At 74.1% G+C, this 24,682-nt stretch carries 25 protein-coding genes and 1 pseudogene; 9 read left to right on the top strand and 17 right to left on the bottom strand.

Annotation, left to right across the window (positions count from 1 at the left end):
* Window positions 1-67: 67 nt before the first annotated feature.
* Window positions 68-862: an endonuclease/exonuclease/phosphatase family protein gene (locus O2W53_RS00905; protein WP_269161162.1), complete on the top strand. Its 795-nt coding sequence runs from the start codon at window positions 68-70 to the stop codon at window positions 860-862.
* A 48-nt stretch (window positions 863-910) separates the two neighbouring features.
* On the opposite strand, the gene O2W53_RS00900 is transcribed toward O2W53_RS00905, so the two are convergent.
* Window positions 911-1,582 carry a Pr6Pr family membrane protein gene (locus tag O2W53_RS00900; protein ID WP_269161161.1) on the bottom strand — a complete coding sequence of 224 codons (672 nt, stop codon included), beginning with the start codon at window positions 1,580-1,582 and terminating at the stop codon, window positions 911-913.
* Window positions 1,579-2,052: an NUDIX domain-containing protein gene (locus O2W53_RS00895; RefSeq protein ID WP_269161160.1), complete on the bottom strand. Its 474-nt coding sequence runs from the start codon at window positions 2,050-2,052 to the stop codon at window positions 1,579-1,581. Before O2W53_RS00895 ends, O2W53_RS00900 begins: the two co-directional genes overlap by 4 nt.
* A gap of 82 nt (window positions 2,053-2,134) precedes the next feature.
* Here O2W53_RS00895 and O2W53_RS00890 point away from each other — a divergent pair, with 82 nt between their 5' ends.
* Together O2W53_RS00890 and O2W53_RS00885 are read left to right on the top strand one after the other, a co-directional pair.
* Window positions 2,135-2,482: a VOC family protein gene (locus O2W53_RS00890; RefSeq protein ID WP_269161159.1), complete on the top strand. Its 348-nt coding sequence runs from the start codon at window positions 2,135-2,137 to the stop codon at window positions 2,480-2,482.
* A gap of 29 nt (window positions 2,483-2,511) precedes the next feature.
* Complete coding sequence (locus tag O2W53_RS00885) at window positions 2,512-2,808, top strand: hypothetical protein (protein ID WP_036335646.1); 297 nt, start codon at window positions 2,512-2,514, stop codon at window positions 2,806-2,808.
* A 46-nt stretch (window positions 2,809-2,854) separates the two neighbouring features.
* Here O2W53_RS00885 and O2W53_RS00880 read toward each other — a convergent pair whose 3' ends face one another.
* The 8 genes and pseudogenes from O2W53_RS00880 to O2W53_RS00845 all read right to left on the bottom strand — a co-directional run bounded on the left by O2W53_RS00880 (window position 2,855) and on the right by O2W53_RS00845 (window position 10,200).
* Window positions 2,855-3,451, bottom strand: a complete 597-nt coding sequence (locus O2W53_RS00880) for a hypothetical protein (protein WP_269161158.1) — start codon at window positions 3,449-3,451, stop codon at window positions 2,855-2,857.
* Window positions 3,451-5,067: a PHP domain-containing protein gene (locus tag O2W53_RS00875; protein WP_269161157.1), complete on the bottom strand. Its 1,617-nt coding sequence runs from the start codon at window positions 5,065-5,067 to the stop codon at window positions 3,451-3,453. The genes O2W53_RS00880 and O2W53_RS00875 overlap by 1 nt, the downstream gene beginning before the upstream one ends.
* 197 nt (window positions 5,068-5,264) lie before the next feature.
* A complete protein-coding gene (locus O2W53_RS00870; protein ID WP_269161156.1) occupies window positions 5,265-5,981 on the bottom strand; it encodes an IclR family transcriptional regulator in 717 nt (238 codons plus the stop codon).
* Window positions 5,982-6,040: 59 nt separating this feature from the next.
* A pseudogene (locus O2W53_RS00865) lies at window positions 6,041-7,084 on the bottom strand (PDR/VanB family oxidoreductase); the annotation flags it as partial.
* A gap of 41 nt (window positions 7,085-7,125) precedes the next feature.
* Window positions 7,126-7,449: a hypothetical protein gene (locus O2W53_RS00860; RefSeq protein ID WP_269161154.1), complete on the bottom strand. Its 324-nt coding sequence runs from the start codon at window positions 7,447-7,449 to the stop codon at window positions 7,126-7,128.
* Entirely contained in the window at window positions 7,446-8,546 is a 1,101-nt protein-coding gene (locus tag O2W53_RS00855; RefSeq protein ID WP_269161153.1) for an aromatic ring-hydroxylating dioxygenase subunit alpha, read from the bottom strand. Before O2W53_RS00855 ends, O2W53_RS00860 begins: the two co-directional genes overlap by 4 nt.
* Before the next feature lie 114 nt (window positions 8,547-8,660).
* Window positions 8,661-9,638: an ABC transporter substrate-binding protein gene (locus O2W53_RS00850; protein WP_269161152.1), complete on the bottom strand. Its 978-nt coding sequence runs from the start codon at window positions 9,636-9,638 to the stop codon at window positions 8,661-8,663.
* Window positions 9,639-9,738: 100 nt separating this feature from the next.
* On the bottom strand, window positions 9,739-10,200 hold the full coding sequence (locus O2W53_RS00845; protein ID WP_269161151.1) for a MarR family winged helix-turn-helix transcriptional regulator: 462 nt from the start codon (window positions 10,198-10,200) through the stop codon (window positions 9,739-9,741).
* 77 nt (window positions 10,201-10,277) lie between these two features.
* Here O2W53_RS00845 and O2W53_RS00840 point away from each other — a divergent pair, with 77 nt between their 5' ends.
* From O2W53_RS00840 to O2W53_RS00815, 6 genes are all read left to right on the top strand, one after another.
* Window positions 10,278-11,186 carry an SDR family NAD(P)-dependent oxidoreductase gene (locus O2W53_RS00840; protein ID WP_269161150.1) on the top strand — a complete coding sequence of 303 codons (909 nt, stop codon included), beginning with the start codon at window positions 10,278-10,280 and terminating at the stop codon, window positions 11,184-11,186.
* A complete protein-coding gene (locus O2W53_RS00835; protein ID WP_269161149.1) occupies window positions 11,183-12,055 on the top strand; it encodes an amidohydrolase family protein in 873 nt (290 codons plus the stop codon). The genes O2W53_RS00840 and O2W53_RS00835 overlap by 4 nt, the downstream gene beginning before the upstream one ends.
* The gene (locus O2W53_RS00830; protein ID WP_269161148.1) at window positions 12,052-13,596 is read left to right on the top strand and encodes an acyl-CoA synthetase; all 1,545 of its coding nucleotides are present in this window, start codon (window positions 12,052-12,054) and stop codon (window positions 13,594-13,596) included. Before O2W53_RS00835 ends, O2W53_RS00830 begins: the two co-directional genes overlap by 4 nt.
* Window positions 13,593-14,051 carry a MaoC family dehydratase gene (locus O2W53_RS00825; protein ID WP_269161147.1) on the top strand — a complete coding sequence of 153 codons (459 nt, stop codon included), beginning with the start codon at window positions 13,593-13,595 and terminating at the stop codon, window positions 14,049-14,051. The genes O2W53_RS00830 and O2W53_RS00825 overlap by 4 nt, the downstream gene beginning before the upstream one ends.
* Before the next feature lie 88 nt (window positions 14,052-14,139).
* A complete protein-coding gene (locus O2W53_RS00820) occupies window positions 14,140-14,712 on the top strand; it encodes a TIGR00730 family Rossman fold protein (protein ID WP_269161146.1) in 573 nt (190 codons plus the stop codon).
* 10 nt (window positions 14,713-14,722) lie between these two features.
* Window positions 14,723-15,838, top strand: coding sequence for an NAD(P)/FAD-dependent oxidoreductase (locus O2W53_RS00815; protein WP_269161145.1), 1,116 nt, complete (start codon window positions 14,723-14,725; stop codon window positions 15,836-15,838).
* A gap of 9 nt (window positions 15,839-15,847) precedes the next feature.
* Here the strand turns inward: O2W53_RS00815 and O2W53_RS00810 are convergent, their stop codons facing one another.
* The 7 genes from O2W53_RS00810 to O2W53_RS00780 all read right to left on the bottom strand — a co-directional run bounded on the left by O2W53_RS00810 (window position 15,848) and on the right by O2W53_RS00780 (window position 24,643).
* Window positions 15,848-16,606: a sulfite exporter TauE/SafE family protein gene (locus O2W53_RS00810; protein WP_269161144.1), complete on the bottom strand. Its 759-nt coding sequence runs from the start codon at window positions 16,604-16,606 to the stop codon at window positions 15,848-15,850.
* 151 nt (window positions 16,607-16,757) lie between these two features.
* A complete protein-coding gene (locus O2W53_RS00805) occupies window positions 16,758-17,720 on the bottom strand; it encodes a GGDEF domain-containing protein (protein WP_269161143.1) in 963 nt (320 codons plus the stop codon).
* Between the two features lie 277 nt (window positions 17,721-17,997).
* On the bottom strand, window positions 17,998-20,061 hold the full coding sequence (locus O2W53_RS00800) for a bifunctional metallophosphatase/5'-nucleotidase (RefSeq protein WP_269161142.1): 2,064 nt from the start codon (window positions 20,059-20,061) through the stop codon (window positions 17,998-18,000).
* A gap of 178 nt (window positions 20,062-20,239) precedes the next feature.
* Complete coding sequence (locus tag O2W53_RS00795) at window positions 20,240-21,727, bottom strand: glycoside hydrolase family 3 protein (protein ID WP_269161141.1); 1,488 nt, start codon at window positions 21,725-21,727, stop codon at window positions 20,240-20,242.
* A 44-nt stretch (window positions 21,728-21,771) separates the two neighbouring features.
* On the bottom strand, window positions 21,772-22,752 hold the full coding sequence (locus O2W53_RS00790; RefSeq protein ID WP_269161140.1) for an ROK family protein: 981 nt from the start codon (window positions 22,750-22,752) through the stop codon (window positions 21,772-21,774).
* On the bottom strand, window positions 22,749-23,657 hold the full coding sequence (locus O2W53_RS00785; RefSeq protein WP_269161139.1) for a carbohydrate ABC transporter permease: 909 nt from the start codon (window positions 23,655-23,657) through the stop codon (window positions 22,749-22,751). Before O2W53_RS00785 ends, O2W53_RS00790 begins: the two co-directional genes overlap by 4 nt.
* Window positions 23,654-24,643, bottom strand: coding sequence for a carbohydrate ABC transporter permease (locus O2W53_RS00780; RefSeq protein ID WP_269161138.1), 990 nt, complete (start codon window positions 24,641-24,643; stop codon window positions 23,654-23,656). The genes O2W53_RS00785 and O2W53_RS00780 overlap by 4 nt, the downstream gene beginning before the upstream one ends.
* Window positions 24,644-24,682 lie beyond the last annotated feature (39 nt).

Below are 24,682 nucleotides of genomic sequence, written 5' to 3'. Positions count from 1 at the left end.
GGCGCCTCGTGCCTCTTCACCACCGGTGAGCAGAGCACGAGTGGCCCCGGACTGGTCTGATGGAGGTGTGGAACTCCGGATCGGGACGTTGAACCTCGCCTCCGGCCGGGACGGTGGCGGTCGCTCGCTCGACGCCGCGACCCTGCGGGCCGCGCTGGCGGAGGTGGACGTCGACGTCCTCGCCGTCCAGGAGGTGGACGTGGGCCAGCCCCGGTCGCACGGTGTCGACCAGGCGGTCGAGGTGGCCGCCGCGCTCGGTGCGCCCGAGTGGCGGTTCGCCGCAGCCGTCGCCGGCACCCCCGACCCGTTCCGCAGCTGGACGCCGGTCGACCCGCCGGTGCTCCGCGGGTCCTGGGAGACGCCGACCGGCCCGCACTACGGGATCGCGCTGTTCAGTCGGCTGCCGGTCCACCGCTGGTCGGTGCTCCCGCTGGGCGCCGGGCGGGCCCGGCTGCCGCTGCGGGCGCCCGACCCGCGCACCGGGCAGACCCGCCGGTGGTGGTTCCCGGACGAGCCGCGGCTGGCGATCGCCGCCGAGCTGGAGCACTGCACCGTGGTCTGCACCCACCTCTCCTTCGCGCCGCACACCGCGGTCCGCCAGCTGACCCGGCTGCGCCGGTGGTGCGCCGAGTTGCCCGGCCCGGTGGTGCTGGCCGGCGACCTCAACCTGGTGGGACCGGTGCCCGCGCGGGTGTTCGGCGCCACGCGGTTGGTCAGCGCGCCGAGCTATCCGGCCCCGGCGCCGCGGGTGCAGTTCGACCACCTGCTCGGCCCGGCCGGGCTGGACCCGCAGCGCCCCGAGGTGCGACAGCTCTCGCTCGGCGACCACCGGCTGGTCACCGTGTCGGTGTCCCCGGGCTGAGCCTCGCGCGCCCCCGGGTGGTCCCCCGGGGCCGCCCTCCGCCCACGGTCAGCTCTCCGCGGCGGCCTCCTCGCGCTCGCGTCGGCGGCCGTCGGTCGCCGGCAGCCACCGGTCGGCCGCCCAGTAGACCAGCAGGAACGCCAAGGCCAGGAGCACGACGAAGGCGGTGTTCCGCAGCGCGATCGCGAGGCCGAGGTCGCGGGCGTCGAGGAAGAAGTAGGGATACCAGCGGCTCTGCGCGCCGTGCCACATCGTCCAGCCGATCCAGGCCACCGGGAAGAGCATCGCCCAGGCGACCGTGCCGCCGGTGATCCGCGGCCGCGGCCCGAAGACCAGCCAGCCGACCACCATCGCCAGCGGTGACAGGTAGTGCAGCACGAGGTTGGTCCACACGGTCACGCCCGTGGGGTCGACGGTCGGCGACAGCAGGACCGAGAAGACCAGCCCGGTGACCGTGATGGCCAGCAGCGCGTCGAGCATCAGCACCCGCCAGAGGCGGCCGGAGCGCACCGGGTCGAGCGCCAGGGTCGTCGCAGCGGCCAGCACCAGCACGTTGCTCCCGACCGTGAACAGGCTGAGCCACCGGACCACCTCCGTCACCGTGGTGGTCCGGCCGCCCGCCGCCTCGAGCACGGTGCGCGTCAAGGACGTCGCCAGGCACGCCGCGACGACGAGTGCCAGCACCGCCCAGTAGCCGCGCGCGATCTGCCGTCCGCTCATGTGGCGTCGGAGCCGGTCACCGCGCGCGCGAGCACCGGCAGGGTCGCGGCGAGCCCGGGGTGGAGCACGGGCAGCGCGTCGAGGGCGAACCAGCCGACGCCGGCGCTCTCCTCGTTCAGCGCCAGGTCGTCGGGCTCGAGCGCACCGGCGGGCGTGGCCAGCACGGTGGTGTAGCTCCAGCCGCCGTGGTCGTCGACCCACTCCGCGCCCAGGACGACGTCCGCGGGGAGCAGCCCGAGCTCCTCCCCCGCCTCGCGCAGCGCGCCGTCGGCTGCGGACTCCTGCGGGTGCAGCGCGCCGCCCGGGGTGCCCCAGGTGCCGCCGTGGTGCGACCACTCCACCCGCAGCTGGAGCAACACCTCGACACCGTCGGCACCGGGCCGGTGCAGCAGCAGACCGGCCGCGCCGGCCAGGCCCCAGTGTCGGTGGCCCAGGGCGCAGGTCGTCCAGCCATCGGTCGGAGAGCGCACGCCGACAGTCTGCCGTGGGTTGACCGGCCGCCGCGCGGGGCACCGGTCGGGCACGACCGATCGAGGACGAGGGAGTGCTGACGTGGCGAGTGGCGTGGCGAGTGTGTGGGTGCCGGTGACGGACATGGCCCGGGCCCGGGCGTTCTACCGGGACACCCTGGGGCTGTCCGAGGGGAAGACCACCGAGGAGTGGAGCGAGTTCGACGCCAACGGCCTGATGATCGGGCTCAACGCGCGGGAGAGCGCCCAGCCCACCACCGGCGGCGCGGTGATCACCTTCCAGCCCGACGGCGACCTGGACGCCGAGGTGGCCGCACTGCAGGACAAGGGCGTGGAGTTCGGCGGGATCGCCGACCACCCGTGGGGCCGGCTCGCACCGTTCAAGGACTCCGAGGGCAACGACCTGCAGTTCTACGCGCCACCGTCCTGAGCTGCCGTCCCGACGGGCAGGATGACGGCATGGAGACCGTGCAGCTGCGCCGATACGTGCTCGAACCGGGCCGGATGGCCGACTTCCTGGCCTGGTTCCCCACCTTGCTGCCGGTGCGCGAGCAGTACGGGTTCCGGGTGCTGTTCGCCCTGGCCGACGAGGAGCACCAGACGTTCACCTGGGCCGTCGCGCACGACGGTGACCAGGACGAGTTCCGCCGGGTGGAGGAGACATACCACGACTCCCCCGAGCGGGCCCGGGTGTTCGAGACCTTCCCGGCGTGCGTCGCCGACAAGGAGATCGGCTTCGCCGTCTCCGCCGTCTGAACGTCCGCGGGGGCAGGGACGGACCGTCCCTGCCCCCGCGGGTCGCTCAGTGCCCGCCGCCCTCGCAGCACTGGTGCGGGTCCTCGATCTCGAACGGCTGGAGCACGCCCCCGGCGGCCCGCTCGACCAGCAGCGTGAGCCGCCCGCCGGCGAACCGCGGCCGCAGGAACCCGTTCGGCCCGGTGTCCACGACGTCGGTGCCGGCCGGCTCCACGCCGATCCCGACGACCTGGTCGATCGCCGTGGTGGCGATCAGGTCGGCCACGGACACCCGCCCGGTGACCGACGCCGAGCCGGGGAAGCGGACCGCCCGGCCGGCGTCCCCGGCACCGGCCTCGACCAGCGCCGTCCGGGCCGGGCCGGCGACGTCCGCGTCGTGGGTGCCGCCGGCCACCACCGGGCCGGCCAGCGCCCGGGCCAGGGCCGACCGGGTCGCCGCCGGGTCGGCGGGTTCCGCGGTCAGCCGGATCGAGACGCCGACCCGGGGCGCCGGGGCGGAGCCGTCCACGTGGGTGCAGACCAGCTCCGCCTCGGCTCCCGAGCCGGACAGCGCCTCGTCGACCGCCGCCAGCAGGTGGGCGTCGGCGATCTGGTCGTCCACCGGCGCCCCGCCCACCCAGACCGCCGTCAGCGAGGCGGTCATCAGATGGCGTCGACGAAGACCGGGTTGGCGTAGAACCAGAGGTCCTCCCACGGGTTCGCGTCCCCGACGACGTCCATCGGCGGGTTGCCGTTGGCGTCCAGCTGGTTGCCGTCGCTGCCACGCAGGCGGACGTAGAACGAGCGCTCCACGTTGGTGAACGTGTGCTCGAACCGCCACTGGGCCCGGCCGCGGCCCACCTCGAAGGTCTTCACGACGCTGGTCTCCGGCGCGGTGAACCGGTCCCGGTCGCCGGCCTCGCCGGTGACCGGCCCACTGATCACGTCGACCTTGGCCAGCTTCGGCACGTCCCCGTTGGCGTTGGCGCCGCCGGCCACCTTGACCGTGATGGTCACCGTGACGTCACCACCGCGGCGCACCCAGGTGCGGCCACCGAGCGAGGCGCCCTGCGGGTCGCCGTCGTTCGCCGAGCGGACCCGCACGTCCAGGGCCTCGATGATCCGGCCGTGCACGGCGACGACCTTGCCGGCCTGCAGGCCCTGCATGATCCCGACGTAGGAACGGCTGTCGGACCCCACCAGGGTGCTGCTGTACTGGCCGGGCCAGAAGTCGCCGTACTGGGTGATCGGCCGGCCGGTGTCGACCGCGTCGCCCTTGGTCCCGTTGGCGTTGAAGTCCAGCGGGCCCTGGATGCGGGTGTCCCGGAAGACCCGGTGCGAGTCCGAGGTGGCGGTGACCCACCAGGGCTTGCCCTCGGCCAGCAGCGAGTCCCAGAGCCCGCCGACGGTGGAGGTCATCCAGTCGAAGCCGCCGAAGGTGCGGTAGGACTCCGGCGGGTACGCCAGGAAGCGGGTGGGGTTGGTGCCGGCGTTGTCGTAGTAGCCGCGGCCGCTGCCGGGGCCACCCTGCGAGGTCGGGATGCCGGCGGCCTGGTGACCGGGCGCGCCCTCCATGCCCACGGCGACCTGCGGGGCCGCGTCGCGCCAGTTGCGGATCTCGTGCGGGCTGTCGATGCCCTGCCGGCTGGGGTGGTTGGCGAACATCAGCGCGATCTCGGTGCGCCGGTTGCGCACCTGGTTGTCCAGGTACTTCAGCGCCTCGATGGCGTAGGGCTCGACGTTGCCGGTGATGCCGTTGGCCGCCAGCGCGCTGCCGTCGTAGCCGGCCTCGAACGCCTTGAGGATGTCCACGGTCGCGTTGCCCGGGGGCAGCATGACGGTGGCGTGCTCGGCGCCGGGGATGTTCCACTCCAGGCCCTGGTAGACCATCGTGCCCGCGTACTGCCGGCGGACCTTCTCGATCTCCGGGGTGATCTTGTCGATCGAGAGCTTCTGGTGGGCGACGCCACCGTGGTCGGTGATGACCATCCAGTCCAGGCCGTACTGACGGCCCTTGATGACCTGGGTCGACACGTCGTACTGCGCGTCCGGCGAGTACTTGGTGTGGATGTGGTGGTCGCCCGCGTAGTACCGGGTGCGGCCGGTCCACGCGTTGGTGGTCGTCCCTGCGCCGGCGGCGGCAGCGACTCCCTGGCCGACGCCGGAGACGGCGCCGCCCAGCCCGGCGGCGGCACCGACGGCGGCGGCGGTGGCCAGGAAGGCCCGCCGCGAGACCGACAACGGGTCGTCGGCCTGCGGGTCGGCCCAGGTGCCCTCCACGCCGGAGACCTCACCGTGGGAGTGGCCATGATCGTGGTGGTGGGGGTGGGGGTGGTCGTGGTCGTGGCTCATCGAGGCGCTCCCGCATCGTCCGCAGTGCATCTGTCGGCGGGAACTCTGCGTTGCCGGCACGGACCAACGGGTGACACCGAGGAGATCATCGGGCGAACAGCCGACGTCCGGGAGCGCGCCATACCTCACGCCTGGTCGGGGCCTCCGGAGAGGGTCCGGCTGATCGCCCGGGCGGCGGCCCGCACACCGGGCGCCATCGGCCGGACGGCGGCGGCCGAGCTGCCCCGCACCACGATCGACAACGCCGCGACCACCTCGCCGCGGGCGGAGATCGGGGCGGCCACCGAGACCGCGTCGTCGGTGACCTGCCGGTCGCTGACCGCCACCCCGGCACGGCGGACCTCGGCCAGCACCCGGCGCAGCTGCACCGGGTCGGTGATCGTCTGCGCGGTGTACCGGCGCAGCGGCGCGGCCAGCACCTGCTCCTGCACCGCGGTCGGTGCGTGCGCGAGCAGCACCAGCCCGACCCCGGTGGGCGGCAGCGCGAACCGGCCGCCGACCTCGGTGTAGACCGCCACCGCGTCCCGGGAGGCGAAGCGCTCGACGAACACCACCTCGACGCCGTCCCGCACCGCCAGCTGGACGTTCTCGTGGGTCACCTCGTAGAGGTCCTCCATGAACGGCAGCGCCGCCTCCCGCAGGCCCAGGCCGCGCGGGGCCAGCGCGCCCAGCTCCCACAGCCGCAGCCCGACCCGGTACCGGCCGTCGGGGTCCCGCTCGAGCCCGCCCCAGCTGCACAGCTCGGCGATCAGCCGGTGCGCGGTGGACAGCGGGACGTCGGTGACCCGGGCGATCTCGGAGAGGGTCAGCGCGCGCCGGTCCCGGGTGAACGCGTCGAGCACGGCCAGCAGCTTGCTGCCCGCCGTCCGCCGCGCCGCCGACCCCGCAGGGCCGGGCGGGCTCAGAGCTCCAGGACGAGCTTCGGACACGCGGCTCGGGAGACGCAGATGAACATCGTGTCGTTCGCCGCCTGCTCCTCCGGGGTCAGCAGCGAGTCGCGGTGGTCGACGGTCCCCTCCAGCACTCCGGTCTCGCACGTGCCGCACGTCCCCTCCTGGCACGAGGACAGGACCGGGATGCCCGCCTCCTCGACCACCTGCAGGATCGACTTGTCCGGCGGGACGGTCAGCGTCGCACCCGACAGCGTCAGCTCGACGTCGAAGTCCCCACTGAGCACCCGCTCGCCCTGCTCCTTGGGAGCGAATCGTTCCACGTGCAGCGCCCCGGGCGGCCAGTCGGCGCAGCGCTGTTCCACTGCGGCCAGCAGCGGCTCGGGCCCGCAGCAGTACACCCTCGTGTCCGGCTGCGGGGTGCCCAGGATGCGGTCGAGGTCGATCAGCCCCACCTCGTCCTGCGGGTGCAGCGTGATCCGCAGGCCGTGCCCGGTCTTCTCCTCCAGGGCATCCAGCGCCTCGAGGAAGGCCATCGACGTGCGGGTGCGCCCGCCGTAGTGGAACTCCCAGGTGGCGCCGGCCTCCTCGGCGGCGGCCGCCATCGGCAGGATCGGGGTGATGCCGATGCCGCCGGCGATGAAGACGTACCGCGCGGCGGGCACCAGCTCGAAGTGGTTCCGCGGCCCACGGACGTCGATCTCCGCGCCCTCCTGCACCTGGTCGTGCACGAGGGCCGACCCACCACGGCCCTCCGGCTCGCGGAGCACGCCGATCTGCCAGACCGCCCGGTCGTGCGGGTCGCCGCAGAGCGAGTACTGCCGGGTCAACCCGCCGGGCAGCAGCAGGTCGATGTGCGCGCCGGGCGACCAGGCCGGCAGGTCGGCCCCGGTCGGGTCGCGCAGCTCGAGGACGACGACGCCCTCGGCGCCCGTCGTCCTCCGGGCCACCTGCAGCCGCAGGTCGACCTCGTCATGCGTGCTGTGCACTGCTCTCCTCGTCATCGGTCCTGCCGCAGCAGCCCGCGCCGTCCCCCGGCCCCGCTGCAGGGGCCCGCCGCGAGCTCGCGAGGGGTGGGGGGCAGCGGGGTCCTTCTTCAGGCGGGAACGGGGACCCGGCGGATGATCACCAGGGGGTCGGTCACCAGGTGGGCGGGTGGGGTGGGCAGCGGGCCCGACGCCGGGGGCTCGACCGGTCCACCGGCCGGGTGGTCGGGGTGGGCCAGCAGCCACTCCCACATCTCCACCGGATCCGACGCCTCGGCCTCGGCGCCGCAGTGGCACAGGCCGCGCAGCCGGTCGGAGCCGGGCAGCCAGTTGACCCGCAGCACCCGCTCGCCCTCGAGCACCTGGCGCGGCGCGGGCAGCGTCAGCCCGGGCTCGGGGTGCGCGCCGTCCCGCGGCGCGGGGACGCCGGTCACCGGGTGGCCGCCGCCGGGCTGCGCACGGCCTGGGGCGCGCGGACGGCGGGCTGCTCCTCGCCGGCGCCCTCGGCCGCCAGCCGGGCGATGATCCGCCGGGCGGCCAGGCCACCGGTGTCGATGTTGATGGAGAGCTCCTGGTAGCCGTCCGACTCGCCGGTCAGCACCTTCTCCAGCACGTCGAGGGCGACGACGTCCTGCAGGACGACGGTGCGGTTGCTCTCCCGCAGGAAGTCCGAGACCCCCTCGTCGTCGAGGGCGAAGTCGCGGGCGACGGCCCAGAAGTCGTGCGTGGTCGACTCCGTCTCCGGGGTGATCGCGTAGACGACCTCGACGTGGAAGGCGTCCGGGTCGGTGCCGTCGTCGTTCGGCAGCACCCCGACCGGGGCGATCCGGCTGTGCAGCTTGTACAGGCAGGGCGGGGTGAACTCGATGTCCTGCCAGCGGGTGATCCGGCCGGTGATGCCGGTGCTCTTCGCGTAGAACGGCGGGCACTCCGCGTCGGCCATGTGCCGGCTGACGTAGACGACCCCGGCGGCGTCGTCGACCTCGGTGGTGATCGGGGTGTTCGCCACCTCCGGCGTCCCGATGTACCCGCCGTGCAGGTAGGTCTCGTGCGAGAGGTCCATCAGGTTGTCCACGAGCAGGCTGGCCCGCGCGGCGAGCGGCTCCATGCCGCTGACCGTCGTCCAGCCCTCCTGGGCCAGCCACGGCGCCCGCGGGATCGTGGTGCTCTCGGCCTTCTCCGCGTCGCCGATGAACACCCAGACGAAGCTGTCCTGCTCCACCACCGGGTAGCTCTTCAGCCGGGCGGTGCGCGGCACCCGGGTCTGGCCGGGCACCGCCACGCAGCCGCCGTCGACGCCGTAGGTGAAGCCGTGGTAGCCGCAGACGACGGTGTCGCCGACCAGGTGGCTGGGCTCCTGGGAGAGCGGGAACCGGCGGTGCACGCAGCGGTCGCTCATCGCGGTGACCTCGCCGGCCTCGGTCCGCCAGAAGAGGACCGACTCCCCGCAGATCGTGCGGCTGAACAGCTCGCGGCCGACCTCGCGGCCGTAGGCGGCCACGTACCACTGGTTGCGGACGATCGACGTCATGGGTGTTCCTCCCGCTGGTGTCCTCTTCGACGTCTCCACGGTGACGCCCATCACGCCGTCCCGACCATGGGGCTTCCGCGTGGCGGAAGCCCCGTTCGGCAGCTCCGAGCGGCCTCAGTCCTCGGGGAGGAGCCCGTCCAGGTCCGCCGGCTCCTCGATCAGCCCGTCCTCCTCCATCAGCCGGCCCAGCTCCTCGAGCTGCGCGCGGCGCAGGTCGGTGCCGAACTCCTCCAACCGCACGCTCTGCGCCACCTCCGCCGGCAACTGCGGCAACACCTGGGGGATCTGGGCCTTGACCGCGTCGGGGTTCTCCTCGGCGTAGGCGAGGGTCTCCTCCAGCGCCGCGGTCATGTCCGCGACCAGCTCCGGATCGGACTCGGCGAGCTGCCCGGAGGTGAAGAACAGCTGGGTGGGGTGTCCCGTGACCGACTCCAGGCTCGGGTGGGTGACCACGGTGTTCCCCTCGGCCTGCAGGCTGCCCAGGAAGGGCTCGGGCACCCACACCGCGTCGACGTTGCCGGCCGCCAGTGCGGCGGGCATGTCCGGGAAGCCGAGCTCGAGGAAGGACACGGCGTCCGGGTCGCCCCCGTCCTGACGGACGGCCTCGCGGATGGTCAGTCCGCCCATGCCGTTGAGCGTGTTCACGGCCACCTGCTTGCCCTCCAGGTCCGCGGCCGAGTCGATCCCGGAGTCCGGCGCGGCGACGACGGCGTTGACGTCGGCCTCCCCGGACGACAGCGCGGAGGTCCAGTGGGCGACCACCTGCACGTCCAGCCCGCGCGCCCGGGCCTGCAGCAGGGAGACCGGGTTGCTGGTGGCGAACTCCAGGTCACCGGAGAGGACGGCCGGCAGCAACGCCGCCCCACCCTGACCGGTCTCCACGGCCACCTGCAGACCGTGGTCTTCGAAGAACCCCTGCTCGATGCCGGCGTACAGGGCAGCGGTCGGCATGATCGGCAGCATCCCGACGGAGACCTCCCGCAGCTCCCCGGACGAGCCCGCCGCGGCATCCGGCGTCTGTTCGGACTCCCCTCCGCAGGCGGAGAGCGCCAGCAGGACCGAGACCAGGACAGGGACCGACTTCCGGACCATCGCGCTCTCCCCAATGAGATACATGACGACGTCAACGATTGACGTTGGTCATGATGCACGTCACACCCGTCGACGGCCAGCCCCTCCGTCGCGACCGCGGTCAGCCGCGGCCGGCCGCCGGTCCGCCGCCGAACACCAAGCGGGTCAGCAGCTCCTGCAGCAGTTGGCGCTCCCCGGCGGAGAAGTCGGTGAGCTCGCCCGCCAGGGCGAGCTCGACGTCCCGGGCCGCCGCCGTCCGGACGGCCTGCCCGGCTGCGGTGCCGAGGACCAGCTTGTTCCGGCGGTCGGCCGGAGACGGCCGCCGCTCCACCAGCCCGGCCGCGGTCAGCTCGTCGACGAGCAGGACGATCTGGCTGGGGTCGAGCCCGAGCACGTCGGCCAGCTCCCGCTGGGAGATCCCCTCGGCCGCGTCGCACGCCAGCACCAGCACCGACCAGGGGCGGACCCGCAGCCCGTGCCCGGCGAGCACGGCGTTGCTCGCCCGCACCAGCCGGCCACTGGCCCGGGAGAGCAGGAAACCGACGTCGTCGGTCAGTCCGGGTCGATCCAGCTCGATGTCCATGAGACCTCCATTCGTTGACATCATCCAACATCGCGCCCTAGCGTCCGCGCTGGCCCGTCCCGATCGAAGGAGCTCTCGTGGACCTGACCGGCAAGGTCGCCGTCGTCACCGGATCCGGACGGGGCCTCGGCCTCGCCTACGCCACCGAACTCGCCCGCTGCGGGGCCGCCGTCGTCGTCAACGACGTCGACCCCGACGTCGCCGAGGCCGCCGTGCAGTCGATCACCGACGCCGGGGGCACCGCCGTCGCCGAGGTCGCCGCGGTCGGCAGCAGCGAGGCCGCCCAGGCGCTGGTCGACCGGGCGGTGGGCGAGTTCGGCCGGCTCGACGTCCTGGTCAACAACGCCGGCATCCTGCGCGACACCACGTTGTGGAAGATGACCGACGAGCAGTTCGACGCCGTGCTCACCACCCACCTGCGCGGCACCTTCACCTGCACCCGCGCCGCCGCGGTCCGGATGCGCGAGCAGGGCGAGGGCGGCCGGGTCATCTGCATCGGCTCCCCCACCGGCCAGGTCGGCAACTTCGGCCAGACCAACTACGCCGCCGCCAAGGCCGGGATCGTCGGGATGGTGCGCACCTGGGCGATGGAGCTGGCCCGGGCCGAGATCACCGTCAACGCCGTCGTCCCGGTCGCCGCCACCGCCATGACCGAGACGGTGCCCTTCCTCAAGCCCTACGTCGACGCGCTCGCCGCCGGAGAGCCGCTACCGGCCTTCGCCCGGCAGGAGCTGGGCTTCGGCTCACCGGCGGACGCCGCCGGACTGGTCGCCTTCCTCGCCTCCGACGCCGCCGCCGGGATCACCGGGCAGGCCGTGGGCATCGGTGGCGACCGGCTGGCGCTGTGGAGCCACCCGACCGAGGTGGTCGTGGAGTTCGCCGACGGCACCGGCTGGTCACCCGACGCCATCGCCGAGGCGTGGCCGGAGAAGTTCGCGTCGTCCCAGCAGACGGTGGGCCAGCAGCTGCCGGAGCCACCGAAGTGACCGGGCTCGACCTCGACTCCCTGGTCGCGATCGACGTGCACGTCCACGTGCACGCCGACCAGCACGGGCACCTCGCGCTGGACGACGAGCTCAACGCCGCCGCCAGCCAGTACTTCAAGGGCGACCCGTACGACCCGACCGTCCCCGACATCGCCGCCGACTACCGGGACAAGAAGATGGCCGCGGTCGTCTTCACCGTCGACGCCGAGGCGGCCACCGGGCAGATGACGCTGTCCAACGAGGAGATCGCCGACCTCGCCGCGCAGCACCCCGACGTGCTCATCCCGTTCGGGTCGATCGACCCGGCACGCGGGGTGGCCGGCATCCGGGCCGCCCGCCGGCTGGTGCAGGAGCACGGGGTGCGGGGGTTCAAGTTCCACCCCAGCCTGCAGGACTTCCTGCCCAACGACCGCGCGGTGTACCCGCTGTACGAGGAGCTGCAGAGCCTCGGCGTCCCGGCGCTGTTCCACACCGGGCAGACCGGGATCGGCGCCGGGCTGCCCGGCGGGCGCGGGATCAAGCTGCGCTACTCCGACCCGATGCTGCTCGACGACGTCGCCGCCGACTTCCCGGGCCTGACGATCATCATGGCCCACCCGTCGGTGCCCTGGCAGGACGCCGCGATCTCGGTGGCCACCCACAAGGCCAACGTCTACATCGACCTGTCCGGCTGGTCGCCGAAGTACTTCCCGCCGCAGCTGGTGCGGGCGGCCAACTCGATGCTCAAGCGCAAGGTGCTCTTCGGGTCGGACTACCCGCTGCTGCGGCCCGAGCGCTGGATCCGCGACTTCGCGGCCCTGGAGATCAAGGACGAGGTCCGGCCGCTGATCATGAAGGAGAACGCGATCGTGGCCCTGGGGCTGCGGTGAGGAACGCCGGACTGGGCTCCTGGCCCGAGCGCCGGCTGCGGAGCTCCCCGCACCGGCCGGCGCTCTGGTTCGAGGGGACGACGACGACGCACGGCGAGTTCGCGCTGCGGGTGCGGCGGGCCGCCACCGCGCTGGCCGGGCTCGGGGTGCAGCGCGGTGACCGGGTCGCGTGGTTCGGCGCGAACCACCCCGCCGGGCTGGAGGCGCTCTACGCGTGCGGCCAGCTCGGCGCGATCTGGGTGCCGGTCAACGCCCGGCTCACCCCGCCCGAGGCGCAGTACGTGCTCGAGCACTCCGGCGCCTCGCTGGTCGTGCACGGCCGGGAGCAGGGGGCGACGGCGGACACCCTGCGGGAGGCGCTGCCCGCCGTCCGGCACTGGGTGGCCGCCGAGCCGCCGCCGGCCGGCGGCGCCGACTCGCTGGACTGGGCGGTGCTGCTGGCCGAGGCCGAGCCGGTGCAGCGCGACGAGCCGGTCACCCTCGACGACGTCTGCCTGATCATGTACACCTCCGGCACCACCGGCCGGCCCAAGGGCGCGGTGCTGACCCACGGGAACATGACCTGGTCGTGCATGAGCCAGGTGCTCGGGTTCGACTTCACCCCCGACGAGCGGACCCTCGCCCTCGCCCCGCTGTTCCACATCGGCGGGCTGAACGGGACGCTCAACCCGACCCTGCTGCGCGGCGGCTGCGTGGTGCTGGTGCGCGGGTTCGACCCACCGGCGACGCTCGCGGTCATCGCCGAGCAGCGGGTGACGTCGTTCTTCGCCGTCCCCACCATGCTCGACGCGCTCAGCCGCCAGCCGGGCTTCGGCACCCTCGACCTGTCGGCGCTGCGCACCATCGGCGCCGCCGGGGCACCGCTCCCCCTGCCGCTGCTGCGTACCTGGCTGGAGCGCGGGGTGACCGTGCAGCAGGCCTACGGCATGACCGAGACGGCCCCGGCCGGGACGGCGCTGGACAGCGCGGACGCGGTGACCAAGGTCGGGTCGGCCGGGAAGTCGCAGTTCTTCACCGACGTCCGGGTCGTCCGGCCGGACGGGACCGAGTGCCCGCCGGGCGAGGTCGGCGAGATCGTGCTGTCCGGGCCGAACGTCATGGCCGGCTACTGGAACGCCCCCGAGGCCACCGCCGCCGCGATCGTCGACGGCTGGTACCACTCCGGGGACGCCGGCTCCACCGACGAGGACGGCTACCTCTACATCCGCGACCGGTACAAGGACATGATCATCTCCGGCGGCGAGAACGTGTACCCGGCCGAGGTCGAGTCGGTGATGCTGGAGCTGCCCGAGGTGCAGGAGGTCGCGGTCATCGGCAAGCCCGACGCGCACTGGGGCGAGGTCGGCCTGGCCGTCGTCGTCCCCGCCCCCGGGGCCCCCCGCGACGCCGACGCGCTGTGCGCCGCGCTGCGAGAACGGCTCGCCGGGTTCAAGGTGCCCAAGGAGGTCCGCTACGTGGACGAGCTGCCCAAGACCGCGACGGGCAAGATCCGCAAGCCGGACCTGCGACGGACGTACGTGCCAACCGAGGAGGACGCATGACCCGCACCACCACCACCATCGCCGAGCTGCCCTCGCTGAAGGGCCAGGAGCTCGGCACCAGCGACTGGTACGAGGTGACCCAGGAGGCGGTGAACCTCTTTGCCGACGCCACCAACGACCACCAGTGGATCCACGTCGACGTCGAGCGGGCGAAGGCGGAGAGCCCCTTCGGCGGCCCGATCGCCCACGGCTACCTGACGTTGTCGCTGCTCGTGCCGCTGGTCTCGCAGACCTACACGGTCACCGACGCCAAGATGGGCGTGAACTACGGCCTGAACAAGGTCCGCTTCCCCGCGCCCGTGCCGGTCGGGTCGAAGGTCCGGGCCCGGGTGACGCTCAAGGACGTCGAGGAGATCGCCGGCGGGCTGCAGAACACCGTCACCGTCACCATCGAGCGCGAGGGCGGCGACAAGCCGGTCTGCATCGCCGAGTGGGTCACCCGCACCTACGCCTGAGGAAGGCCCCTCCTGCCTCCCGCCCCTCGCGAGCTCGCGGTGGGCCCCTGCAGGAGGGCCGGGACGGCGATGCGCATACCGTCCGAGCGTGCGCATCGCCGTCTTCACCGGGTCCCACGTCGGGCCGCCGTCCCACCAGCTGGCCGCCGCCACCTTCGCCACCGAGCTGGCCCGGGCCGGCGTCGGCATCGTGTACGGCGGGGGGAACGTGGGGCTGATGGGCGTCGTCGCCGACGCGGCGCTGGCCGCCGGCGGCGAGGTGGTCGGGGTGATCCCGCAGCACCTGGTGGACGACGAGGTCGCGCACCCCGGCCTGCCCCGGCTGGAGGTCGTGCAGACGATGCACGAGCGCAAGGCGGTGATGGCCGACCTGTCCGACGCGTTCGTCGCGCTGCCCGGTGCCGCCGGCACCCTCGAGGAGCTGTTCGAGGCCTGGACCTGGGGCATGCTCGGGCTGCACGCCAAGCCCACCGCGTTGCTCGACGTCGACGGGTTCTGGCAGCCGCTGCTGGACCAGTTGCGCCGGATGGTCGACGACGGCTACCTGGCCGCCAACCGGCTCGACGCCCTCGGCGTGGTGCACGACGCCGCGGAGCTGCTGGCCTTCGTCGCGGGCTACGAGCACCCGGCGCGCAAGTGGACCCCGCCACCGGCCGCCTAGCCTGCTGCCCATGGAGCACGCGGACGTCGTCGTCGTCGGGGGCGGGCCGGCCGGCGCGGCGTGCGCGGCCGCCGTCCGCCGGGCCCGGCCGGACGCCGACGTGCTGGTGCTCGACCGCGCCGACTTCCCCCGGGACAAGGTCTGCGGGGACGGGATCGCCCCCGAGGCGCTGGACGTGCTCGCCGGGCTGGGGATCGACGTCCCGGCGCTGACCGCGGGGTTCCCCGCCGTCCCGCGGCTCCGCCTGCAGAGCCCGAGCGGGACGACGGTGGAGCGGGCGCTGCACCGGCCCTCGCTCGTCGTGCCCCGTGCGGTGCTCGACGAGCGACTGCTCGCCCAGGTGCTGGCCACCGGCGTCCGGTTCCGGCGGCACACCGTCCGCCAGGTCACCGCGCACCCCACCCACGTCGAGGTCGACGGCGTCGTCCGCGCCGGGGTGCTGGTGGGCGCCGACGGCGCCGAGTCGGTGGTGCGCCGCGCGCTCGGGCTGTCCCCCAACCCACCGGACCGGCTGGCCATCGCGATCCGCGGCTACGCGCCGGTGCTCCCCGGCCTGGACGGCGTGCAGGTGGTGACCACCACCGACCAGCGCTGGCCGGCCTACGCCTGGTCCTTCCCGATCGGCGACGGGCGGGCCAACGTCGGCTACGGCGAGCTCGTCTCCGGGGGCGTGACCCGCACCGAGCTGATCGCCGGGCTGCACCGGATGCTGCCGGGCGTGCAGCCCGAGGGGCTGCGCGCGCACCGGCTGCCGCTGTCGACCGGCCGGCCCCGGCTGCCCGGGGGCCGGGTGCTGCTGGCCGGGGACGCGCAGTCGCTGATCAACCCGCTGACCGGGGAGGGGATCTTCTACGCCGTCCTCTCCGGCGCCCTGGCGGGCGCGGCGGCCGGCCACGGTCCGCGCGCCGGCGAGGTGCACCGGCGGCTGCTGCGCCGCCGGCTCGGCGGGCACCTCCGCGCCTCCGCGATGACCTCCCAGCTGAGCCGGTGGCCGGTGCTGATGGACGCCGCCGTGCGGGCGGCGCAGGCCGACCAGCGGGTCTTCGACGACGTCGTCGCCCTCGGGCTGGCCGACGGGCGACTCACCGCCCGGACCCTGGCGGCCACCGCACGCCGGCTGCGCTGACCCGCCCCGTCACAGACTGCCGACCGACGTGGCCACGGTCGCCAGCCCCGTGACCATGACCAGACCGAGCGTCAGCAGCCGGAACGGGGCCAGTGGCAGCCGGGAGCCGTAGGCCACGCCCAGGAGGTTGCCCAGCACCGCGCCCGGGAGCCAGCACGCCAGCAGCAGCCCCACCCGGTCCACCGACAGCCCACCGGTCAGCCCGATCAGGGTCAGCGCCATCCCGTTGCAGGCGAGCAGGTACACCGCCATGTCGGCGATGAACGCCCGGGGCGCCACGTTCCGGTGGGAGAGCAGGAGCACCGGCGGGGGGCCGTTCATCGAGGTCGTGATGCCGAGGAACCCACCCAGCACCCCGGCGACCCCCGGTGCGAGGCGGGACGGCGCCCCCGGGACAGCGGCTGCGACAGCCGGCCGCCGGAGCAGGAGGAACCCCGCGGCGACGACCGCCACGACCCCGGCCGTCACCTTGAGCGCGTCGGCGTCCACCCGGTCGAGGGCCAGGTGGCCGAGCAGCAGTCCGGGGACGCAGCCCGCCACCAGGTACGTGGACCGTTGCCGGTCGACCGAGTGCCGGAGCCGGAGGACGGCTCCGAACCGGGTCACCACACCGACCGTGAGGTTGATGACGACGACGTCGGCCAGCGGGATGCCGGCCAGCAGCAGGAGCGGCGCGCACACCAGGGAGTAGCCGAAGCCCGTCCCGCCGGCCAGGACGCTGGCGAGGAAGACGACGACGCCGCCGGCCACCAGGAGCGTCCCGTCCACCGTCCCCCCTCCCCCGCACCGACCGCACTACCGGCAGATCATGCACGTGAGGCGGAGTCGGAAATCCAGATCCAGGACGGGCGACCCAGGGCGTTCTGCAGAGCACCTGCCGGACCCGAACGAGATCAGCCGGTCGTGCTGATGTCGCCCTTCAGCTGACGGCCGCCACCTCGACCCGGCCGCGGCCGGCGCGCTTGGCCGCGTACAGCGCCGCGTCGGCGGCCGCGTAGAGCTCCTCCAGCCCGGTGGCGTGCGTCGGGGCGTGGGCCACGCCCAGGCTCACCGAGATCGCCAGCAGGCTCCCGTCGGGCAGCGTCAGGGGCGCGGCCCGGACCGCGTCGAGCACCTCGGTGGCCCGGGCTGCGGCCACGTCCGCCGGGCAGTCCGGCAGCAGGACGGCGAGCTCATCACCGCCCATCCGGCTGAGCACGGCGTCCCCGGCGCGGACCGCCGAGCGCAGCACCGCAGCGATGTGCACCAGGGCGTCGTCGCCGACCGGGTGGCCGTGCTCGTCGTTGATCGTCTTGAACGAGTCGACGTCCACGAGGACCAGGGAGGTGCCCCGCGGCGCGACCGGGGCGGCCAGCGCGGTGCCCAGCGCCGCGTCGAACACCCGCCGGTTGACCAGCCCGGTGAGCGAGTCGGTGGCGGCCAGCTGCTGCAGCTGGGCCACCAGCCGGGCCTGGGTGTCCCCGGCGCGCACCAGCATCGCCGCCATGACCACGAGCACGGTGCCGAAGAAGCTCAGGTCGCTGACCGCGTGGCCGGCCGGCTGCAGCTGGAACAGCACCACGGCGTTCCCGGCGAGCGCGACGGCGGTCACCAGGACCACCGCGGTGCGTCGGAGGTGCACGCCGGCCCAGAGCACCGGGAAGGCGAGGAAGGCCTGGCCACCGGCGGAGGAGTCGCGGGTGATCCAGTTCATCCCGCAGCACAGCACGACGCCGACGAGCGCGGTCAGCACGTACCCGCCGCGGGCGTCGACCCGGGCGGAGTCGGCGAGCCGGTAGGCCACGGCCAGGACCGCGAGCAGGGCGGCACACACCCAGGAGGCGACGACGCCCCCCGTCGTCACCGCGTTGGGCCCGAACAGCGAGAAGACCAACAACGTCACCGCACAGACCAGCAGCACCGGGACCGCGGTCCGCGCTGCCGTCCGAGGGTCTCGCGCCCTCAGCCGCTCGTTGATCTGCACCCTCCGGTGATCGGCAGCCAGGGGGGTCGACTACCTCCCGCCGCCCCCCGGCCGCCCCATACGGGTGAGTCCCGCCCGCCGCAGGCCACCGACGGCGACGGGCCCCCCACCGGAGTGGGGGGCCCGTCGTCGTCCCGTCGTGCTGGTCAGTGCCTCGGCTCGGGCCGGTCGTGCGCCCGAGCCGAGGCACCGGGGGTCACCGCAGCCAGGTGCCCAACAGCTGCCGCAGCCACGAGGCCAGCTCCTGCGCCCGGGTGCCGCGGTCGACCGGCCGCGCCCGGTCGGTCACCTGCACCTCGACCGTCGCGGTCGAGCCGGAGGTGACGCCGGTGGCCGTGACCTCGACCGTGCCGGTGTCCACGGAGCCCGGCACCCGTACCCGGACCGTCGCGGCGCCCTCGGCGTCGGTCGTGACCCGGCCCAGCCGCCGGCCGTCCACCGTGACCTCGACCCGCTCGGCGGGGCCGAAGCCGCTCACCGAGAAGGTCACCAGGTCGCCGGGGGCGAAGGTCGACGGCGAGACCGCCACCTCGGCCGCCGGCTGCTGCGGCTCCTGCGGCTGCTCGGAGGCGTCCCCGACGGTGACCCGCCCGGTGAACTCCTCCGGGCTGAGCGGCGAGTTCTCCTCCAGGTAGGCCTGGAAGGAGTCGAAGTCGATCAGACCGGTCTGCTCCGTGGTGCCCTCGGCGAAGGTGGTGAAGTTGTCGCCGCCGGAGGCCAGGAAGCTGTTGGTCGCCACCCGATAGGTGCCGTCGGTGTCGATCGGCTCCCCCGAGATCCGGATGCTGTCGACGATGATCCGCTCACCGGGGGCCGCCTCCGGGTCGTAGGACCAGGTGAGCTCCTCCGAGGTGCCCAGGGCCAGGAACGGCCGCGAGCTGCCCTCGGGCTGCCACTGCTGCTCCAGCACCTGCACCAACTGGGCCCCGGTCAGCGAGACGACGACCAGGTCGTTGGCGAACGGGGTGACCTCGTTGGCCTCGGCCAGCGTGATCTCACCGTCCTCCCCGTAGAGCAGGTCGGCCCGCAGGCCACCAGGGTTGACCAGGCCGAGGTCGGCCGGCTCGATGGCGCTGTCCGCGGCGCCGTACACGTAGCTGTCCGCCACCAGGCCGCCGAGGGCCGAGTACGAACCGCGGTCCTCGGCCTGCTCGCCGTCCGGGCCGGTGGTGAAGGCCCGGGTGATGTCGGCGGTGACCGACCCGACGACCACGCTGCCGAGCTCGTCGGCAGCCGCCTGGGCGACCGCGACGGTCTCGGCGACCTCGGCGACGCGCGGGTAGGCGACGACCAGCTCCTCCTCGGGCACCTCGGTCAGCGCCAGGTTCTCCGCCGTCGCGGCGGTGACCTCGTCGGCCGACTCGTCGTAGCTGAGCACGATCCGGCCGAGGTCCGCGGCGTAGGAACCCGTCTGGATCACCGGCCGGGTCTCGTCGGTGCCCGGGACCGGCGCCTGCCAGGCGTAGGTCTGGTGCGTGTGCCCGGTGAAGATCGCGTCCACGTCGGCGTCCACGCCGTTGACGATCGCGGCGAACGCGGTGTCGGCGGCGAGCTGCTCCTCCAGCGTGCTGGTGGCCTCGCCCTCCGGCGCACCCTCGTGGGCGACCAGGACGATGACCTCCGCCTCGTCACCGACGCCGTCGGTGAGCTCGTCGGTCACCCGGTTCGCGGCCTCCACCGGGTCGCCGAACCTGATGCCCTCGATGCCGGACGGGGAGACCAGCGAGCTCGTCTCCTGGGTGACGACGCCGATGACCCCGACTTTGACGCCGGCGGCCTCCAGCAGCGCGTACTCCGGCAGCACCGGGTCACCGTCGGTGCCGTAGACGTTGGCGCCCAGGTAGTCGAAGTCGGCCAGGCCGCTCTCGCCGTCGACCCCGACCCGGCCGGTCAGGTCGGCGAAGCCGCGGTCGAACTCGTGGTTGCCCACGGCCGAGGCGTCCAGCCCCATCTCGTTCAGCACCTCGATCGTCGGTGCGTCCTGCTGGCTGGAGGAGACGAACGGCGAGGCGCCGATGTTGTCGCCGGCCGACAGCAGCACGGTCGCGTCGACGTCGTCCCGGGCCCGCTGCTCCTCGATCGTGCCCGCCAGGGCGACCGCGTCGTCCAGCCGGCCGTGGAAGTCGTTGATCCCGAGCAGCTGCAGCTCGGTGGTGCCGTCGTCGCTGACGGGCGACTCCACCGCCAGGGCAGGGGACGCGCCGAGCAGGGCACCCCCCACGGTGACGGCGGTGACGACAGCGACCCTGCGGGCCGTCATCGAGTGGGCAAAGGGCACGTGTGGCCTCCGGTTGCGACGGATCGGTACGACGCCGAGGACTGTCACTCACTCGGGTGAACGTGAGATGTCGACATGAAAGCAGTCAGTCGTCGATACGAACAGGTCCCGTTCACCTCCGCCGGGCCCGGGCCGCACGGACCCGGCCGTCCGGCCTGGCTCAGTCGCCGCGGAGCAGGTCGGCGACCGCCCGGGTGACCACCCGGGCGGCGCCGTGGGCCGCGACCGCCGGCCCCGTCGCCCGCTCGGCGTCGACCGACATGCCCAGCGCGACCAGGACCGCGTCGGGCCGAGCCCGGAGGAGCTGGTCGAGCCACGCGGTCTGCCAGGGGCTGCGGTAGGCGTCCCGGACGGCGACCACCAACGGCCGGCCGGCCGCCGCGGCGGCCACCTCCTCCGCGGTGACCCCGCCCTCGGTCACCGTCTGCACCGCGGCCAGCAGGCCGTCCTCGGCCAGCGGCTGGGCCAGGCTCCAGGCGGCGTCCCCGACCGCCAGGTTGGTCTCGGCGCGCAGCTCGGCCACGACCGCCGGCCCGGTCAGCGGCGCGACGCCACGCGGCTGGAGGGCGGCCCGGGCAGCGGCCCGCCCGGTGTCCGGGTCGGTCGCCGGGGGCTCGGGGCGCTCGACGTCGGCCAGCCGCTGCCGCAGCGCGGTCACCCGGGCCGCGGCGTCGCGCAGCCGGGCCTCGGGCAACGTGCCGTCGGCAAGGGCCGCCCGCACCGCCGCCCGGATTGCCGCGCAGTGCTCCTCGCCGTCCTCGGCACCCAGCAGCAGCAGGTCGGCACCGGCGGCCAGGGAGAGCACGGCGGCCCCGGCCAGCCCGTGCGCGGCCCGGACCCCCGCCATGTCGAGGGCGTCGGTGACCACGACTCCGGTGAAGCCCAGCTCGCCGCGGAGCACGTCGACCAGCAGCCGGCGGCTCAGCGTGGCGGGCGCGGTGTCCAGCGCCGGGAAGACGACGTGCGCCGTCATGACCAGGTCCACCCCGGCCCGGACGGCGGCGGCGAAGGGCGGCAGCTCGCGCTCCCGGAAGGTGGCCTCGTCGGCGTCGATCACCGGCAGGCCGAGGTGCGAGTCGACCGTGGTCGCCCCGTGCCCGGGGAAGTGCTTCGCGGCGGCGGCGACGCCGGCCGAGCGCAGCCCCTGCACGTAGGCCACCCCGTGCCGGGCGACCAGCGCCGGGTCGGCGCCGAACGAGCGGACGCCGATGACCGGGTTGGCCACGTCGCTGTTGACGTCCACCGACGGCGCGAGGTCGACGTCCACCCCGACCCGGCGCAGCTGGGCGCCGATCCCGGCGGCCACCGCGAAGGTGACCGCCTCGTCGTCGACCACGCCGAGGGCGGCGTTGCCCGGCCAACTGCTGCCGACCGCGTACTCCAGGCGGGTCACGTCCCCGCCCTCCTCGTCCAGCGCCACCAGCACGTCGCCGCGCACGGCCCGGGCCGCCGCGGTGATCGCCGCGACCCGCTCGGCCACCGGCGGGCCCTCACCGGTGAGGTTCTGGCCGTACAGGCAGACCCCGGCCAGGCCGTCGGCCAGTGCGTCGGCGACCCAGGCTGGGAGGGTCGCGCCGCTGAAGCCCGGCATGAGGCAGGCGTTCACCAGCCGGTCCAGGTCGGTGCTGTTGCGGTGCTCGGTGGCCATGCTGCGGTGCTCCTCGTCGGGGGAAGGGGGTGCCGCCGGACCGGTCACGACGGGGTGGGCACCGGGCGGCGTCCGCCGGCGGCGACCCGGTCCCGCACGGCGAGCGCGGCCCCGATCGGGGCCACCGGGACCCCGTCGGGCACCAGCTGGACCCGGTCGGCGATCTGCAGGCTGTCCAGGAACGGCGATCCGGAGGCCTGCCGCCGGCACTGGTGCGCCACCGCCGCCATCAGCGGGGCACCGACCTCGGCGACCCCGCCCCCGAGCACCACGTGCTCGACGTCGCAGGTGAGCACCAGCAGCCGGACGGCGGCGGCGACCGCCCCGGCGAAGGCGTCCCGGACCCGCACGGCGGCGGCGTCCCCGGCAGCAGCCGCCCCGAACACCTCCACGGCCGCGGGCCGACCGGTGCGGCTGGGCCAGGCCGCGCCCAGCGCCGCCCCGGAGGCGTAGAGCTCCAGGCAGCCCCGCTGACCACACGGGCAGCGCGGGCCCGCCGGGTCGTACGGGATGTGCCCGATCTCCCCGGCGCCGCCGCGGTGGCCGCGCCGCAGCTCCCCGCCGAGCAGCAGCCCCGCGGCCACCCCGGTGCCCAGGGAGAGGAAGGCCAGGTCGCCGCGCAGGCCGAGCACCCGGGCCGCGCCGACGGCGGCGACGTTCAGGTCGTTCTCCACGGCGACCGGCACACCCCCCAGCCGGTCGGCCAGCAGCGGGGCCAGCGCGACCGGCTCGTCGGAGATGCCCAGGTTCACCGCGTGGGAGACCTCGCCGGTCAGCGGGGCGACCAGCCCGGGCACCCCGGCGCCGACCCCGGTCAGCTCGCCCGGGGGGATGCCGGCGGTGCGGCACAGCTGCGCGACGACCTCGGCCGCGGCACCGACGACCCCCTCGGTGCCCGGCCGGCTGGGCACCCGCACGCTGGCCCGCACCGTCGCCGCGTCGTCCAGCAGCACCCCGAGCACCTTGGTGCCGCCGATGTCCAGCCCGACCGTGCACCCGCGCGCGCCTGCCGAGAGCGCGGTCACCCCTTCACCGCCCCGGCCACCAGACCGGAGCTCATCCGCCGTTGGACGAACAGGAAGAACACGATGACCGGCACGGTGATCAGCGCGGCGCCGGCCATGACCACCCCCCAGTCGGTGGCCCGGTTGGCCTCGACCAGGCCCTGCAGCCACAGCGGGAGGGTGCGCTCGGCCGGGTCGGTCATCACGACCAGCGCGAGGGTGTACTCGTTCCAGGCCTGCAGGAACCCGTAGACGCCGGAGGCGACCAGCCCGGGCGCGAGCAGCGGGAAGGTGATCCGGAAGAACGCGCCGGTCCGCGACAGGCCGTCCATCATCGCGGCCTCCTCCAGCTCGATCGGCACCCCGCTGACGAAGCCGCGCAGCATCCAGACGGTGAACGGCAGGACGGCGGCGACGTAGACGATCGACAGGCCCACCACCGAGTTGACCAGCTGCCAGGTGTCCAGCATCTGGTACTGGGAGATGAACAGCCCCTCGGCCGGGATCATCTGCACGACCAGCACCGTCACGACGAAGCTCTTGCGGCCCCGGAAGCGGAACCGGCTGATCGCCAGCGCCGCGACGAAGGCGAAGAGGATCGCGGCGGCCAGGGTCAGCCCGGTGACGGCGAGGGAGACCTTGACGGCGTCGTAGAACGACGGGTCGGTGAGCACCCGGCGGAAGTTGGCCAGGGTGCCGCCGAAGGGCAGGAACGACGGCTCCGGGGTGCGCAGCCGGTTGGTCGGCAGGAACGCGCTGTTGATCATCCAGTAGACCGGGAAGACCCAGGCCAGCGCGGTCAGCACCGCCAGCACGTCGAGCAGCCGGCGGGCCGCGGTGCCCCGGCGACGCGGCCGACGCCGGGCGGGCACCTCCCGGGCCCTGGCCGGCACCGCAGTGGCCGGCGGCGGGACGACGGAGGTCATGCCTCCTCCTCGCGCAGCATCCGGCGGATGTATGCGGTGGTCAGCACCAGCGTGATCACCAGCATGATCGTCGCCATCGCCCCGGCCATCGAGAACTCCTTGGACAGCGAGTAGATGTAGGTGCCCAGCAGGTGGGTCTCCCGGGTCGGCGCACCGGCCCGCTGCAGCACGTGGATCTGGGTGAACACCCGCAGGTCCCAGATCACCTGGAGCAGGGCCACCACGAAGAGCACCGGCTTGATCATCGGGAGCGCCAGCCCCCACAGCCGCTGCCAGCTGCTCGCCCCGTCCAGCTGGGCCGCCTCCATGCACTCCTCGGGCACCTGGAGCAGCCCGGCGTAGACGGTGAAGACGACGAACGGCACGCTCATCCAGACCACGATCACCGTGGCGACCGCGTAGAAGGACAGCGGCTCGATCAGCCAGGAGTGGCCGCGTTGCCCCTCCATCCCCAGCGGCTCGGCCAGCACCCAGTTGACGACGCCGTACTGGGAGTCGAACAGCCACTGCCAGACGGTCATCGTGGCCAGCACCGGCGTGCCCCAGGCCAGCAGCATGCCGACCTGCAGGGTGATCCGGGCGCCCCGACCGACCTTGGTCATCAGCACCGCCAGGGCGATGCCCAGCGCCATGGTCAGCGCGGCGTTGACCAGGCAGAAGGCGATCGACCGGGCGATCACCCCCCAGACGTAGGGGTCGGAGAGCAGGGTGACGTAGTTGTCCAGGCCGACCCACTCGGCCGGGCGGCCGAACTGCTGGGCCAGGCCGTACTCCTGGAAGGAGAAGACGAACTGGCGGACCAGCGGGTAGCCCAGCCCCACCCCGAGCGGGACCAGGGCCGGGACGAGCAGGAGGTAGGGCACGAGGCGGGAGCGGAGCGGCCGACGGCGGCGGCGCAGCGGGGCCGCGGAGGTGCTCCCCGTCGCCGGGGGCGACGTGCGGGGCGGAGGGGGTGCGGTCGCGGCAGGTGCGGGTGGCGCGGACATGGCGGGCTCCTGGATCCGGGCAGGACCGGGCCGGGCCGG

This window comes from Modestobacter sp. VKM Ac-2978 (assembly GCF_026968025.1).
Lineage (GTDB): Bacteria > Actinomycetota > Actinomycetes > Mycobacteriales > Geodermatophilaceae > Modestobacter.
This window is presented reverse-complemented; position numbering and strand designations above follow the sequence as displayed.